Here is a 14,471-nt window from a genome sequence, read left to right as displayed (position 1 = left end):
ACGGGGGCGTTTTTCTTTTAGTGAACCGTGATTAGCCGAGTGGCCAGTTCAATTCGAATAAGGTACCGCCGAGTTTGGATGGCCGGCATACCGCCTGGCCGCCATGGGCAACCGCGATTGCTTTGACGACTGCCAGTCCAAGACCGCTGCCGCTGGCGCCGGGTTCTTGCGTGAGCGCGCCGCGATGGAAGGCCTCGAATACACGCTCGGCCAGCGCAGCGTCGATGCCCGGTCCCTGGTCTTCGACGCGCAAGCGGTACATGCCCCCTGATATCGCGCTGCTGACCCGGACCACACCGGGCGTTGCATGCTTGCGCACATTTTCCAGCAAGGCCAGCAAGGCCTGGCGGATGCGCATTGGATCGCACAGCACGGGTTGCACGGTCAGATCCAATGCGAGCGCAAAGCCAGCCACTTGCAGCCACGGCGCCGCCAGCTGCACCACGGTTTCGATTTCGCCGGCCAGGCTGGCGCGTACTTTCTGCAAGCCGAGGTGGCCGCTTTCTGCCAGCGCCACCATGCGCAAGTCTTCGATCAGTCGTCCCAGTCCCTCAACGTGGGTCAGCAGATTGCGGAACTGCGTCTGATCGGGCACGAATACGCCATCGGTAATGCCTTGCAGGCGGCCGCGCAGAATGGTCACCGGCGTGCGCAGTTCGTGCGCGATGGCGGCGTTCCAGAACACGCGCTCCTGTTCCATGTTTTGCAGGCGCTCGGCCATGTGGTTGAAGTCGGCCACCAGCTGGGCTGCTTCGCCCATCGCGTGGTCGTATCTGGTGGCGCGCGCGGTCAGATCGCCTTGCGCCACCTGGCGCAGGCTCTCGGCCACGGAGTTCAGCGGCGCCAGGATACGGCGCGACAGCTTGCTGGCCGCCAGCACCGCAATCACCACCGAGATGAAGGTAGTGACCACCAGCCAGACGACTTCTTCCCGTGTTGGCGTCAGGTCCATCGGGTCGCCGGACATGAACTCCGGCGAATGCCGTATCAGGTAGGCATACAGCGCATATGAACTGATTTGCACCAGCAGGATGATGCCCAGCGCGACCAGCGACATGGACAGCGAAATCTGCCGGCTGATGCCGGCGTTGAGCTTCATGCCGCGCTGCCCAGGCGGTAGCCGACGCCGCGCACGCTTTCCAGCAGGCCGGTGAGGCCGGCCGCTTCGACTTTCTTGCGTAGTTTGCTCAGGTGGCTGTCGACCGTGCGTTCCAGTGTTTCGCCTTCCGGCAGGCAGGCAGCGAGCAATTCGGCGCGGCTGAATACGCGCTTGGGCGCACGCAGCATATGGGCCAGCAGGCGGAATTCGGTCAGCGTCAGCGACAGCAGCTGGCGCGGCTGGCCGTCAGTGCTAACAGCAGCTTCGTAGTGTTCGAGGTCGACTTCCAGGCCTTCGGCGCGCAGCTGCTTGCTCGTTTGCGCACTGTGCTGGCCGGCGGTGCGGCGCAGCACAGCCAGCACGCGCGCCACCACTTCGGCCGGGTTGAAGGGCTTGACCACGTAGTCGTCGGCACCGATGCGCAGGCCGGTCAGCTTGTCGATGTCCTGGTCCATCGCGGTCAGCATGATGACGGCGGTATTGCCGCGCTGGCGGATTTGCGACAGCACGCTCCAGCCGTCCAGTTGCGGCATCTGCACGTCCAGCAGCACCAGGTCGGGTTTGAGCATCTGCTGCATTTCCAGCGCGCGGCGGCCGTCGGGCGCGTGCGCCACGCGCAGGCCGGCCCGCGACAGGTAGGCCATCAGGATCTGAGCGATTTCCGATTCGTCTTCGGCCACCAGCACCAGGGCCTGATCGGTGGCGGGCAGTTCTGTATTCATGTCGACATGATACTGCATCAGCTGACGCCGCCGCCCAGTGCCTTGTAGAGCGCGATGGCGGATTTGAAGTGGTCGCGGCGCAGTTCCAGCAGGGCGCTTTGGGCGGCGTAGGCCTGGCGCTGGGCGTCCAGCAGTTCCAGGCGGCTGTCCTGGCCGGCACCATAGCGCAGATTGGACAGGCGCTCGCGCAGCGCGGCGGCGTCCACCACGCGCTGCTGGGCGACGATTTGGCGCTGGTAGGTCTGGTTGCTGGCCAGCGCGTCGTTGACTTCGCGGAAGGCGGTCTGGATGGCGTGTTCGTACTGCACGATGGCGATGTTGCTACGGACTTCGGCCAGTTTGAGTTCGGCGCGCAACTGGCCGCCGTGGAAGATAGGCTGGGTGATCTGCGGCGCGAACGACCAGCTGCGGTTGCCTCCCTTGAACAAGCTGCCCATTTCGGCGCTGCCCAAGCCCAGTTGCGCCGTCAGCGACACGCGCGGGAAGAAGGCGGCGCGGGCGGCGCCGATTTCGGCGTTGGCGGCGACCAGCGCTTGTTCGGCCTGCATCAGGTCAGGGCGGCGGGCCAGCAGCTCGGACGGCAGGCCGGCGGGCAGGGTGGTCATCACCGGTTGCTGGGCCAGAGGACGGCCGCGCGGCAGGTCTTGCGGGAGCTGGGTGCCGAGCAGCAGTTCGAGGTTGTTACGGGCCAGGTGCAGGGCGCGGTCGCGGGCGTGCAGGTCGGCTTCGGCGGTGGCGACCTGGCCGGCGGCTTGCGCGACATCCAGTCCGCTGCGTTGTTGGGCGGCGTGCAGGCGTTCGGTCAGCGTCAGGGCCAGGCGCCAGTCGGCCAGCGTGCGTTCGGTCAGTGCTGATTGTTCTTCGGCCAGGCGCAGTTCGAGGTAGGCGTCGGCCATGGCGGCGATCAGCGTCAGGCGCGCGGTGCGCTGGCCTTCAACCGACGCCAGGTAGCGGGCGAAGGCGGCTTGCGATTGCGAGCGCAGACGGCCGAAGAAATCCAGCTCGAAGGCGTTGATGGCCAGGCCGGCGCTGGTTTGCTGCGTGACGGCGCCATTTGGCGCGTCGGCCGACGACGCCCGCTGACGCGAGCCGCCAGCGGTGGCATCCAGCGCCGGCAGCCGGTTCGCATCCTGAATCTGATACTGCGCCTGCACGGCAGCGACATTCAACGCAGCCTCGCGCAGGTCGCGATTGTTCTCCAGCGCCAGTTCAACCAGGCGTTGCAGCGCCGGATCAGCCAACATCTGCCGCCAGTCTGGCATTGTGCCGGACGCTTGCGCGTCGTGGTAGGCGGCTGGCACCGGCATGGTTGGCTTGGTCAGCGGTGGATTCATCGAGCACCCGGCCAGTAGCGCGGCCGACATCGCAATCATTGCCCGCATGTTTTCACTCCTTTATTACGTAACTTGCCTAGCCGCTCCGCGCCGCCAACGACAGCCACAAAGAACACCGGCACAAAGAAAATCGCCAGCACGGTGGCCGCGACCATGCCGCCGAACACACCGGTGCCGATTGCATGCTGCGTCTCCGCACTAGCGCCCGACGCCAGCATCAGCGGCACCACGCCCAGCGTGAAGGCGAGAGATGTCATCAGAATTGGCCGCAGACGCAAGCGCGCCGCCTCAATCGCCGACTCCACCAGTCCTTTGCCCTCTGCATGCAGCTGCTTGGCGTACTCCACAATCAAAATCGCATTCTTGGCCGACAGACCGATAATCGTAATCATGCCCACCTTGAAGAACACATCATTCGGCATGCCGCGCACCATCACAGCCAGAAGCGCGCCGAGCAGGCCAAGCGGCACCACCAGCATGACGGAAAGCGGAATGGCCCAGCTCTCGTACAGCGCCGCCAGCACCAGGAAGACCACCAGCATCGACAAAGCCATCAGCAACGGCGCCTGCGCCGCAGACTCGCGCTCCTGTAGCGACTGGCCGGTCCAGGCGACCGCAAAGCCGGCTGGCAGCTGCGCCACCAGCCGCTCCATCTCCTGCATCGCCACACCGCTGGAAACGCCGGCTGCCGCGCTACCGCTGATGCGCGCCGACAGATAGCCGTCGTAGCGTACCAGTTGCAGCGGCGTCTGCTCCCATACCGGATGCACGATCTCGCCCATCGCCACCATGCCGCCAGCGCTATTACGGATACGCAGCGCCAGCACATCGTCCAGCTGCATGCGTGCCGAAGCTTCGGCCTGCACGATCACCTGCTGCATGCGGCCGTGGTTCGGGAAGTCGTTGACATAGGTCGACCCGGTGGCGCTGGCCAGCATATCGCTGACTGCCGCAAACGACACGCCCAGCGCCTCCGCCTTGCGGCGGTCAATCTCCAGGCGAATGCTGTTACCCGGCGGCAGGGCGTCCGGATAAACGCCTTCCAGCAGCTTGCTTTGCGCGGCGAGTCCCAGCAGCTTGTCCTGCGCCGCCTGCAGCGCGGCGATGCCATGGCCCGCGCGGTCTTGCAGACGCAGCGAGAAGCCGGACGAGTTGCCCAGTTCATCAATCGCTGGCGGCATCACCGTCATGATCATGCCTTCCCTGGCGCTGGCCATCGCCTCCTGCGCCTTGGCGACTTCCTCCACAGCGGTGGCGCCATCACGCTTGTCCCAGTCCTTCAGCATGGTGAAAGCCATGCCCGCGTTCGGGCCGGAACCGGAGAAGCTGAAGCCGATCAGCGACTGGTTGACCTCAATGCCCGGACGGCTGGCGACGTGCTTTTCATACTGCTGAATCACGTCCAGCGTGCGATCCATGGTGGCGTCGGACGGCAGCTGGAACGAGGTCATGATATAGCCCTGATCCTCTTCCGGCAGGAAGGACGACGGCAGTTGCGAGAAGCCCCAGGCCACACCGGCAACGATGGCGGCGTACAAGCCCAGCACGCGGCCGCCGCGCTTCAGCAGGGCGGTGGTGCGCGCCGTGTAGCGCTCGGTCAGCGCATCGAACTTGCGGTCGAACCAGCCAAAGAAGCCTTTCTTCTCATGGTCGTCCGGGCCGATGGGCTTGAGCAGGGTTGCGCACAAGGCAGGCGTCAGCGTCAGCGCCAGGAAAGCCGAGAACAGGATGGACACCGCCATCGCCACCGTGAACTGGCGGTAGATCACGCCAACCGAGCCGGAGGCCAGCGCCATCGGGATGAACACCGCCGTCAGCACCACGGTGATGCCGATCACCGCACCACTGATTTCGCGCATCGCCCGTGACGTTGCCTCCCTGGGTGACAAGCCTTCGGCCGCCATCAGCCGCTCAACGGCTTCCACCACCACAATCGCATCATCAACGATGATGCCGATCGCCAGCACCATGCCGAACATGGTCAGTACGTTGACCGAATACCCGGCCACCGCCATCACCGCAAAAGTACCGAGCAGCGCGATCGGCGCGACAATCGCGGGAATCACCGTGTAGCGGACTTTTTGCAGGAACAGATACATCACCAGGAACACCAGCACCATGGCTTCCACCAGCGTGCTGACGACCTTCTCAATCGAGATTTTCACGAACGGCGCGGTATCGAATGGAATCGTGTACTCCATCCCGGCCGGCATGGACTTCGACAACTCGTCCATGCGTTCACGGATCAGCCGCGCCGTTTGCACCGCATTGGCGCCGGGAGACATTGAAATCGACGCGCCCGACGTGGTCTTGCCATTCTCGCGCGCCTTGAAGGTGTAGTCGCGCGCGCCGAGCTCCACGCGCGCCACATCGCCCAGCGTGACGCTGGAACCGTCGCGTTCCGCACGCAACACGATAGCGGCGAATTCTTCCGGCGTGCGCAACTGGCCCTGCACGGTCAGCGGCGTGGTCACGCGCTGGCCGGAAACCGATGGCGTATCGCCGACACGGCCCGGTGCGATCTGCACGTTTTGCTGGCCGATAGCGTTGGTCACGTCGCCCATGGAGACGTTATGCGCCACCAGCTTGGCCGGATCGACCCACACCCGCATGGCGCGCTCCGCGCCGAACAGCTGCACGCGACCCACACCAGGCACGCGGCGCAGTTCTTCCACGACGTTGCGGGCCAGGTAGTCGCCCAGTTCCTGTTCGTCGTGGCCCTTGGTCGAGTTCACGCTGATAATCATCAGGAAGCTGGAGGATGAGGATTCCACCGTCACACCGCTCTGGCGCACGGTTTGCGGCAGGCGCGGTTCGATCGCTTTCAGGCGGTTCTGCACATCCACCTGCGCCATCTCCGGATTGGTGCCCGGCTTGAAGGTGACGTTGACCGACGCAGAGCCAGAAGTGTCGGTCGACGATTCAAAGTACAGCAGGTTCTTCACGCCCGACAGCTCGCGCTCGATCAGGCTGACCACCGCGTCGTTCATGGTTTGCGGCGAAGCGCCCGGATAGCTGGCGTAAATCGAGACGCTAGGCGGCGCGACGGAAGGGAAGCGCGCAATCGGCAGATTGGGCAAGGCGATCAATCCAAACAGGATGATGAAGATCGCCACCACCCACGCAAAAACGGGGCGGCGTATAAAAAATTGAGACATCTACTCAGTCCTTGTCATTTTGCGGCGGCAGCGGAAGGGGGAGCGGACGCCGAGATCTGTGCTGGCGCTTTCCACGGCAGCGGTTTGGCGTGTGCGCCTTCCTGCAGGCGTTCCTGGCCTTCGACTACCAGTGTGTCGCCTGCGGCCAGGCCGTTGCGTACCAGGTATTGATGATTGATGACCTCGCCGACGCTGATGTTGCGCTGGCCGGCCTTGCCGGTTTTATCCAGCGTCCACACGCTGGCGTGGCCGTCGGCGGCACGCTGCACTGCTTGTTGCGGCACCATCAATGCGTCGGCTGGCGCAGCACGTGCGATGCGGGCGCGCACGAACATGCCCGGCAACAGCGCGCGGTCCGGATTCTCCACCAGGATACGGATGGTGGCGTCGCCGGTCCCGGCATCGACATTCAGGTCGGCGAACAGCACTTTGGCGTCAACCTTGTAAGGCTGGCCTTCGGCGGACAGAATGACCGCCTGCTGCTTGCCCGGTTCGCGCATCGCGTGCAGGGACGCCAGCATGGAAGCCGGCTGGCGCACGTCCACATACACTTTATCGATTTGCAGAATGCGCGCCATCGGATTCGCGTCCGACAGGCCTACCAGCGCGCCTTCCGACACCAGCTCCTGTCCGATGCGGCCGCTGATGGGCGCCTGTACGGTGGCAAACGCCAGGTCCAGGCGCTTGCGTTCCAGCGTGGCCTTGGCCTGCGCCACATTGGCGGCGGCGAGATCGCGGTCGGAGACGGCGTCGTCGTAAGCCTGGCGGCTGATGGCGTCCGCATCGATCAGGGGTTGCAGGCGCTCAGCCTGGCGGCTGGCGCGGGCGAGGGTGGCTTGCGCGTGCTGCAGGGACGCGGCGGCGGTATCGAATTCCGCTTTCAGCGGCGCGGGGTTGAGCTGGAACAGCGGCTGGCCGGCCTGCACCTCGGTGCCTTGCTCGAACAGACGGCGCAGCACGATACCGCCAACTTGTGGGCGGATGTCGGCGCTGCGGTAGGCAGCGACGCGGCCTGGCAGATCATCATTGAGCGTAATGGAAGAAGGCTTGAGCGCCAGCACGGTCACCGACGGCGGCGGTGTTTTCTGTTCCGCCTGCGGTCCTTTGGAGCACGCCGCCAACGCCACGACGGCCAGCAATGCCGGCCAGTTCTTGAGATTCATAGTCTTTCCCGCCAACGAACAAAACCGCAAGCTTACTGAGTCGGTTTGCAGGTTTTGTGTGGGAAGTATGGAGATTGCGTGGAGCGGGAAGTATTTGACATACGCGGCGTATGCAAATAACATACGCCGCGTATGTCAACAAGGAGGCTGCATGCAGCGACGTACCCGCACCCAGATGATCGAAGAAACACGCGCCAAATTGCTGGCCACCGCGCGCAAGGCCTTTGCAGAACATGGCTACGCCAATACCTCAATGGACGAATTCACGGCGGCGGTCGGGCTGACGCGCGGCGCGCTGTATCACCATTTCGGCAGCAAGGAGAAATTGCTGATCGCTGTCATCGATCAGCTGGAAGGGGAACTGGCGCAACGCCTGCAACAGATCGCCGACGCCGCGCCAACGCCGTGGGAAGCCTTTCGTTGCCGCTGCCGTGCTTACCTTGAACTGGCGCTGCTACCGGAGAACCGGCGCATCATTCTGCAAGACGCGCGCGCCATGTTCGGCGACGTCCCGCAGGAGAACCAGAATACCGGCATCGCCGCGCTGGAAGCCGCGCTCCAGGAACTGATCGACGCCGGCACGGTGGTGGAGGTGCATGCCGGGCTGATGGCGCGCATGCTGTACGGCGCCGTCACCGAGGCGGCGTTCTGGATCGCGGAACCGGACAGCGACCCGCCGGTACGGCTGGCGGTGTCGCTGGAGGCGCTCGACAAATTGCTCAGCGGGCTGCTGCCTCGCTAGCCAATTCAGGAACTGATTATGCAATGGAAAAATACCGCACACCGTTTTGGCGCGCTCGCCAAATTCTTTCACTGGACCAGCGCCGCCGCCTTCATTGGCGCCTACATCGTGGTGTACTACGTGATCTGGTTTCTCGATGAGGACGCGCCCAACTTCCTGCCGGTGCTGAATATCCATTGGGTGCTTGGCGTGCTGGTTGGCGTGCTGGTGCTGCCGCGGCTGGTGTGGCGCATGCTGGACGTGCAGCCGGACGATCCGCCTGGATCAGCACTGGAACACAAGCTGGCGCATGCCGCGCATTGGGGCTTGTACGGCCTGCTGATACTGATGCCGGTAACGGGCTACATCGGCACCAGCGCGGCCACCGATTTCGGACTGTTCGCCATTCCGAGCTTCCGCGACACGGCGGCCTTTGACTGGCTGGCATCGATCTTCGGCTTTACCTGGGAAAGCTTTGAAGCGCCGGTCGATGTGGTGCATCACTTTGTCGGCAAGTGGGTGGCATGGGGCGTGGTGGCGCTGCACATCGCGGCAGCGCTATATCACCACCGCGTGCGCAAGGATAATGTCCTGACCCGCATGCTGCCTTAAAGCGCCTTGCTGCACAGTTGGAATTCCGGATCATCGTCGTACGGACGGATCTGGAAGCCCAGGCTGGCCATCAGCTTCAGCATCGGGCGGTTCTTGCGCAGCACCAGGCCGACGATTTCGCTCAGGCCGCGGTCGCGCGCCACGTCCATAATCTCCAGCATCAGGCGCGTGCCGAGTCCCTGGCCGCTGAATTTGTCGTCCACCAGCAGCGAGAATTCACAGCTGCTGCGGTCCGGATTGGCAATATAGCGTGAGACGCCAATGATCTGTTCCGTTTCGGTGAAGCTGCCGTCATCGTCGGCGGTGCGGGTGGTCAGCACCGCGACCAGCGCCATTTCGCGGTCATAGTCGATCAGCGAATAGCGCGCCAGCATTTGCGCCGACAGCTCGCGCAGCGACGAGGCGAAGCGGTTGTAGCGCGACTGGTCGGACAGGCCGCGCACCAATGCTTGCAGCATGTCCGCGTCGGTCGGCTGCACCGGGCGCAGCGTGTATTCTCCGCCACCGCGCATCGGCCAGTCGCTGGCATAGCGCGAAGGGTAGGGCATGATGGCCAACTGGTCGTAGCGCTGCGCCGATGGCGGCGCCACGCCAACCACCACGCGCGCGTCCACTGCCAGCACGCCGAACTGGTCAACGATGAGCGGATTGATGTCCAGCTCACGCAGCTGCGGCAGTTCGCACACCATTTCCGACACGCGCAGCAGGATATGTTCGATGGCTTGCATGTCCACCGCCGGTGCGCCGCGCCATTCGTCCAGCGTCAGCGCGACGCGGGCGCGGTGGATCAGGCGCTGCGCCAGGAACTGGTTCAGCGGCGGCAGTTCGACCGCGCGGTCGTTGAGCAGTTCCACCATGGTGCCGCCGGCGCCGAAGCCGATCACCGGACCAAATAGCGGATCGCTGGCGACACCGATATACAGCTCGCGGCCATCTCGTTTGCCTGCCATGCGCTGCACGGTAACGCCATTGATGGCGGCGGCCGGTTGCAGGCGGCGCACATTGGCCAGCATGTCGCCGTAGGCGGCGTTCAGTGCGGCGGCGTCGATGATATTCAGCACCACGCCTTGTACTTCGGACTTGTGTGGGATGTCGGGAGAGTCGATTTTCAGCGCCACCGGATAACCCAGCTGGGCGGCGATCAGTTGCGCCTCGGCCGCGCTGCGGGCCGGCATGGTGGGCGTGATCGGGATGTGGAAAGCAGCCAGCAGGGCTTTAGATTCCATCTCGGTCAGCACGCTGCGGCGCTCCGCCAGCACGCTTTCGACCAGGCGGCGCGCGCCGTCCAGGTCTGGCTTTGCCAACTGCGACAGCGACGGCGGGGTTTGCTGCAACAGCTGCTGGTTCTGGTAAAACGCGGCGATATTGCCAAAGCCGTCGACCGCTGCTTCAGGTGTGCGGAAATTGGCCAGCCCGGATTGCGCGATCAGATGGCGCGCCGGCGCCACGCGTTCGTCGCCCATCCAGCAGGCCAGCAGCGGCTTGCCCAGGCCTTTGGCGGCTTCCGTCACACCTTGCGCCACTGCCACCGGGTCGCCATCCAGCTTGGGCGAATAAATCACCAGCAAGCCATCGACTTGCGGATCTTGCGCGCAGGCGCGGATGGCGGCCGCATAGTGCTGCGGACCGGCTTCCTCCGACAAGTCCAGCAAATCGGTGAGGGTGGCGTAGGGCGGCAGTTGCGGCGCCAGCGCCTTGGCCGCTTCCGCGCCAGGCTGGCCCAGTTGCAGTCCCAGCTTGCCCAGCCAGTCGGCGGCCAGCACGCCGGGACCGCCGCCGTTGCTGATCACCGCCAGGCGCGGACCCACAGGGCGATAACGCGACGCCAGGCATTTGGCGGCCGAGAACAGCTGCACAAAGGTGGATACGCGCACCGCGCCGGTACGCCGCAGCGCCGCGTCAAACACCTCGTCGCTGCCGATCATCATGCCGGAGTGGGTGGCCGCCGCGCGCGACGACGCGGCCGCGTTGCCGGATTTGATGATGACCACCGGCTTGGTATTGGCCGTGCCGCGCAGCGCCGACAGAAAACGGCGTGCGTCGGTAATGCCTTCCATGTAGATGACGATGCTTTCGGTGGCCGGGTCGGTGGCCAGGAAATCCAGTGTCTGCGCCAGGTCGACCGCCGTGTTGGGACCGAGCGACACTACCGCCGACAGGCCCACCGAATTGCTGCCAGCCCAGTCGAGGATGGCCGAAGTCAGCGCGCCGGATTGCGAGATCAGCGCCAGGCTGCCGCTTTGCGCCAGCTTGCCGGCCACGCCGGCGTTCAGCTTCAGGCGCGGGCGCTGGAAGCCAAGACTGTTGGGGCCCAGCAGATACAGGTCATGTTTGCGGGCGATGGCGTGCAGCTCGGCCGCCAGCGCCGGCGACACGCCGGACGACACGATCAGCGCCGACTTGCACTGGATGCGGCCAGCCACTTCCAGCGCAAACGCCAGTTCCTCGTTGGGCAGCGCGATCAGCGCCAGGTCGGCGCGCGACTGCACCAGATCGGCCAGCGTGCCGGTCATGCTGACATCGAGGAAGCTTAGCGCGCCATCGTAGCCGCCTTCGCGCAACTGCGCGCAGACGCTGCGGCCGTAGGCGGTCTGGCGTTCCGGCTGGTCAGGCGGGCCGGCAAACACCACGATGGATTTGGGCGCGAACAGCGGGCTAAGGTAATGCAGGTCCATGATACTTTCTCGACAGTGACTGGCAGCCCACACTATACGCCAACCAGGCGTATTTTTGCGGCGGCGCGGCAAATCGCCGCCACTTGACCTGGATCATGGATTTGCCAAGCCGGCTTGGGCATAGTAGCGCTAGCCTAATGCCACCCTGGAGTAGTCATGGACACCAATGCCTTAAGCGCCGACATGGTACTCGGCATCCCCTTGTTTGATGAGGCGCATGCGGCGCTGGCCGAGCAGATCAACGTGCTGCTGGAAGGCCCGGATGAAGAATTTGAAGAAAATCTGGCCGCGCTGATCGAGTGCCTGGAAGATGATTTCCGCGTCGAGGAACAATTGATGGAGGCGATCGACTATCCCGCCACCCGCAGCCACCGCGAGCAGCACGCGCGCGTGCTGGCGACCTTGCACGGCCTGGCGCCGGGCGATATCGACGCCGGCCGCAAGGTGGCGGCGCTGATACTGCCCTGGTTCCAGGTGCATCTGGCCACGGCCGACACGGCGCTGGCCATCGCCTTGCAGATCGCCGGCCGTGCCCATGGCGCTCCGGCCGGACAGGACGATGTGCCGGCGGCGCGCTTATCGCCGCGCCGCCGCCCGATTCCCCACCTCAGCTGATCCAGCGCTCAATCGTCGAGCGCCAGCGGCGCGCCCGCCGCCACCATTTCCACATCCGCACGGCCAGGCAGCATGAAGGCACGCTGACCCATGCTCAACCATCCACGGCGGCGCAGTGCGCTAAGGCAGCGGCTGACGGTGGACGAAGTCAATCCCAAGTAGTCGGCAATATCCTGGCGCGACATCGGCAAGGTCGCCTTCGCCATATGGTGAGCCACGCCTTGCGCCTGCTCCAGCCGGTGCAGCAGGAACTGCGCCACCCGCTGTACGGCCGAGGTGCTGCGCAACATGGCGGCGTGCTGCTGGTGGCGGGCAATGGTGCCGCTCAACAGCTGCCCGAACGCTTCGGCGCTCCGTGGCTGACGGTCCAGCAAAGAGCTCAGCATGGTGTACGGTATGCTGGCAATTTCGCATTCTGTCAGCGCCACCGCACCAGCGTGCCGCTGGTCTTCGTTCAGCGATTCCAAGCCTATCCAGGCGCCAGGGCCGAGGAATTCAATGATGTGCTGGCCGCCATCACGGCCGTGCTGATACAGCTTGATGTCGCCACTGCGGATGATGTGCAGGTGCTGGTCAGCCTCATCCGACACGCGGAACAGGTGGTCACCGCCGTTCAGGTGCAGGCAGCGCTGTTCCAGGCATGGCTGTTGCGGCGCCACGGCGCCGGACGGCGCTTCGTCCAGACACAGGGTGTTGAGCGGACAGTCCTGACAGCGGCGGATGGCGTCTGTCACGCTGTCGGTGACCAGGCGAAGTCGGTGTGCCATGGTTTAGCCCTCCATGCCGGCGGCGGTGCGCTGCAGCGCATCCGTGTCAAGCAAGGTCAGATCGCGCCGGTGCAGCTGCAGCATGCCTTTACGGCGGAATTGGTCGATCAGGCGGCTGACGCATTCCGCGCTGACGCCGATGTAGCTGGCAATATCGCAGCGCGACATCGGCAGGCGGAAGCGGCGCGGCGAATAGCCATTGCTATGATAGGCGTTGGACAAACTGAGCACCAGGTCTGCCATGCGCTGGCGCGAATGCGTGTGATGCAGCAGCAGTGTGGCCTGCTGGGCGCGGCGGATTTCCCCGGCCAGCAGGGCGTGCAGGCCGTTGCGCTGCATCGGCTGGCGGCGGCCCCGGAAGGCCTGGCGGTCCCAATCGATGACGCAAACCTCGCTATCTTCCAGCGCGACCGCGCTGGCCGTGTGGCCAGCCGCGCCCAGCGTGTTCAGGCCGAGGAAATCCGGCGCCATCGCAAAGGCGATCACCTGTTCCTCGTCTCCTGGGCGCGCCATCACCAGCTTGAAGCTGCCGGAACGGATGCAGTAAATACGGTTGCCCGGCGATTCGCCCACCCGGTACAGGCTGTCGTGGCGGCGCACGCGCAGCCGGTGCCCGGCAATGTGGTCGTTGTCGGCCGTGCCTTCGCACAGGTGCAGGTGAATGCAGCGGTCGCAGTTGCTGCGGTAAGAATCGATACCCATGCTACCCCGCTTAATGCGCCATCAGTACTGGCAAGGTCATCGACTGCAGCACGCGGCGCGTGACGCCGCCCAGCACGATCTCGCGCCAGCGTTGGTGCCCGTAGGCGCCCATCACCAGCAAGTCGGCGCCGATGTCGGCGGCCAGCGACAGCAGCGCGTTGCCTATATCCAGGCCGGCCGGCGTATGCTGCTGCGTGACCTCGACCTTGACACCGTGGCGGGCCAGATACAGCGCGATGTCGGCGCCCGGATTCTCGCCGTGGGTGCCGTACTGCGTTTGCGCGTTGAACACCGCCAGCGTCACGCGCTGGCTGCGCCGCAGCAGCGGCAGCGCGTCGGTGACGGCGCGGGTGGCTGCGCGGCTGCCGTCCCAGGCCACCAGTGCGTGCTGGTCGATATGTTCGTAGCGGACGGCGTAAGGCACCAGCAGCACTGGACGGCCGCCGTGCAGCGCCAGGTGTTCGGGCAGCTTGTACAGGATATTCGGACCGGTCAGTTCAGGATCGCTCTGGCTCAACACCAGCAGGTCGGCGTAGCGCGCTTGCAGTACCATGCCGGTTTCGGAATCGTCGTCGCTGATGCGGCGTTCGTAGGCCGTGCCAGCGGCATCGGCCTTGGCGACGAAGGCGTCAAGCGCCTGCTTGCTGTTGCTGGTGACCAGCTCCACATCGGTCGGAGACAGCACGCCGCCATAGGCGAAGGCGGCGTTGCGGTAAGTCTCTTGCGTCAGGCCCGTGAAGGCCGCGCCGACCAGGTGGGCGTCATGCGCAAGGGCGAGCTGGCAGGCGAGCGCGTAACGCGTGGCGGCGTGCGGGGAAAGGTCGGCATGAACCAGTATCGTTTTGTAAGTCATGATGAGCTCCTTGTGATGTCCGTTATCAGGCTATCAAAGCTCATCGACAA

Annotated in this window: 12 protein-coding genes; 3 read left to right on the top strand and 9 right to left on the bottom strand. The window is 64.8% G+C overall.

Annotation, left to right across the window (positions count from 1 at the left end):
- Nucleotides 1-31: 31 nt before the first annotated feature.
- From KW842_RS03925 to KW842_RS03905, 5 genes are read right to left on the bottom strand one after another with little or no spacing between them, the layout of a single operon-like run.
- Nucleotides 32-1,099: an ATP-binding protein gene (locus KW842_RS03925; protein ID WP_218302755.1), complete on the bottom strand. Its 1,068-nt coding sequence runs from the start codon at nt 1,097-1,099 to the stop codon at nt 32-34.
- Nucleotides 1,096-1,821, bottom strand: a complete 726-nt coding sequence (locus tag KW842_RS03920) for a response regulator (protein WP_218302754.1) — start codon at nt 1,819-1,821, stop codon at nt 1,096-1,098. The genes KW842_RS03925 and KW842_RS03920 overlap by 4 nt, the downstream gene beginning before the upstream one ends.
- Before the next feature lie 17 nt (nt 1,822-1,838).
- On the bottom strand, nt 1,839-3,203 hold the full coding sequence (locus tag KW842_RS03915; protein ID WP_218302753.1) for an efflux transporter outer membrane subunit: 1,365 nt from the start codon (nt 3,201-3,203) through the stop codon (nt 1,839-1,841).
- A complete protein-coding gene (locus KW842_RS03910; RefSeq protein WP_218302752.1) occupies nt 3,191-6,313 on the bottom strand; it encodes a multidrug efflux RND transporter permease subunit in 3,123 nt (1,040 codons plus the stop codon). The genes KW842_RS03915 and KW842_RS03910 overlap by 13 nt, the downstream gene beginning before the upstream one ends.
- 14 nt (nt 6,314-6,327) lie before the next feature.
- On the bottom strand, nt 6,328-7,476 hold the full coding sequence (locus KW842_RS03905) for an efflux RND transporter periplasmic adaptor subunit (RefSeq protein WP_218302751.1): 1,149 nt from the start codon (nt 7,474-7,476) through the stop codon (nt 6,328-6,330).
- Nucleotides 7,477-7,627: 151 nt separating this feature from the next.
- On the opposite strand from KW842_RS03905, the gene KW842_RS03900 reads away from it, so the two are divergent.
- Both KW842_RS03900 and KW842_RS03895 read left to right on the top strand, forming a co-directional pair.
- The gene (locus tag KW842_RS03900; protein WP_218302750.1) at nt 7,628-8,218 is read left to right on the top strand and encodes a TetR/AcrR family transcriptional regulator; all 591 of its coding nucleotides are present in this window, start codon (nt 7,628-7,630) and stop codon (nt 8,216-8,218) included.
- An 18-nt stretch (nt 8,219-8,236) separates the two neighbouring features.
- Nucleotides 8,237-8,809: a cytochrome b gene (locus tag KW842_RS03895; protein ID WP_218302749.1), complete on the top strand. Its 573-nt coding sequence runs from the start codon at nt 8,237-8,239 to the stop codon at nt 8,807-8,809.
- On the opposite strand, the gene KW842_RS03890 is transcribed toward KW842_RS03895, so the two are convergent.
- A complete protein-coding gene (locus tag KW842_RS03890; RefSeq protein ID WP_218302748.1) occupies nt 8,806-11,484 on the bottom strand; it encodes a bifunctional acetate--CoA ligase family protein/GNAT family N-acetyltransferase in 2,679 nt (892 codons plus the stop codon). The genes KW842_RS03895 and KW842_RS03890 overlap by 4 nt on opposite strands.
- A 156-nt stretch (nt 11,485-11,640) precedes the next feature.
- Here KW842_RS03890 and KW842_RS03885 point away from each other — a divergent pair, with 156 nt between their 5' ends.
- Entirely contained in the window at nt 11,641-12,099 is a 459-nt protein-coding gene (locus tag KW842_RS03885) for a bacteriohemerythrin (protein ID WP_218302747.1), read from the top strand.
- A gap of 8 nt (nt 12,100-12,107) precedes the next feature.
- On the opposite strand, the gene KW842_RS03880 is transcribed toward KW842_RS03885, so the two are convergent.
- Genes KW842_RS03880 through KW842_RS03870 form a run of 3 tightly spaced genes read right to left on the bottom strand, consistent with a single transcriptional unit; the run spans nt 12,108 to nt 14,421 of the window.
- Nucleotides 12,108-12,866: a Crp/Fnr family transcriptional regulator gene (locus tag KW842_RS03880; RefSeq protein ID WP_218302746.1), complete on the bottom strand. Its 759-nt coding sequence runs from the start codon at nt 12,864-12,866 to the stop codon at nt 12,108-12,110.
- Between the two features lie 3 nt (nt 12,867-12,869).
- Nucleotides 12,870-13,568, bottom strand: a complete 699-nt coding sequence (locus tag KW842_RS03875) for a Crp/Fnr family transcriptional regulator (protein ID WP_218302745.1) — start codon at nt 13,566-13,568, stop codon at nt 12,870-12,872.
- A gap of 10 nt (nt 13,569-13,578) precedes the next feature.
- Nucleotides 13,579-14,421 (bottom strand): universal stress protein, encoded by an 843-nt coding sequence (locus tag KW842_RS03870; RefSeq protein ID WP_218302744.1) that lies wholly within the window; start codon nt 14,419-14,421, stop codon nt 13,579-13,581.
- Between the last annotated feature and the right edge of the window lie 50 nt (nt 14,422-14,471).

It is taken from the genome of Duganella sp. sic0402, assembly GCF_019219065.1.
Classification (GTDB): Bacteria; Pseudomonadota; Gammaproteobacteria; order Burkholderiales; family Burkholderiaceae_D; genus Rugamonas.
Note: the sequence above shows the minus strand (reverse complement) of the source record. Positions and strands in the feature narration are given on the sequence as shown.

Excerpts from the sequence above, each read along its gene's own strand:
- KW842_RS03925 (WP_218302755.1), bottom strand. The coding sequence starts at position 1,099 with ATGAAGCTCAACGCCGGCATCAGCCGGCAGATTTCGCTGTCCATGTCG.
- KW842_RS03920 (WP_218302754.1), bottom strand. The coding sequence starts at position 1,821 with ATGAATACAGAACTGCCCGCCACCGATCAGGCCCTGGTGCTGGTGGCC.
- KW842_RS03915 (WP_218302753.1), bottom strand. The coding sequence starts at position 3,203 with ATGCGGGCAATGATTGCGATGTCGGCCGCGCTACTGGCCGGGTGCTCG.
- KW842_RS03910 (WP_218302752.1), bottom strand. The coding sequence starts at position 6,313 with ATGTCTCAATTTTTTATACGCCGCCCCGTTTTTGCGTGGGTGGTGGCG.
- KW842_RS03905 (WP_218302751.1), bottom strand. The coding sequence starts at position 7,476 with ATGAATCTCAAGAACTGGCCGGCATTGCTGGCCGTCGTGGCGTTGGCG.
- KW842_RS03900 (WP_218302750.1), top strand. The coding sequence starts at position 7,628 with ATGCAGCGACGTACCCGCACCCAGATGATCGAAGAAACACGCGCCAAA.
- KW842_RS03895 (WP_218302749.1), top strand. The coding sequence starts at position 8,237 with ATGCAATGGAAAAATACCGCACACCGTTTTGGCGCGCTCGCCAAATTC.
- KW842_RS03890 (WP_218302748.1), bottom strand. The coding sequence starts at position 11,484 with ATGGACCTGCATTACCTTAGCCCGCTGTTCGCGCCCAAATCCATCGTG.
- KW842_RS03885 (WP_218302747.1), top strand. The coding sequence starts at position 11,641 with ATGGACACCAATGCCTTAAGCGCCGACATGGTACTCGGCATCCCCTTG.
- KW842_RS03880 (WP_218302746.1), bottom strand. The coding sequence starts at position 12,866 with ATGGCACACCGACTTCGCCTGGTCACCGACAGCGTGACAGACGCCATC.
- KW842_RS03875 (WP_218302745.1), bottom strand. The coding sequence starts at position 13,568 with ATGGGTATCGATTCTTACCGCAGCAACTGCGACCGCTGCATTCACCTG.
- KW842_RS03870 (WP_218302744.1), bottom strand. The coding sequence starts at position 14,421 with ATGACTTACAAAACGATACTGGTTCATGCCGACCTTTCCCCGCACGCC.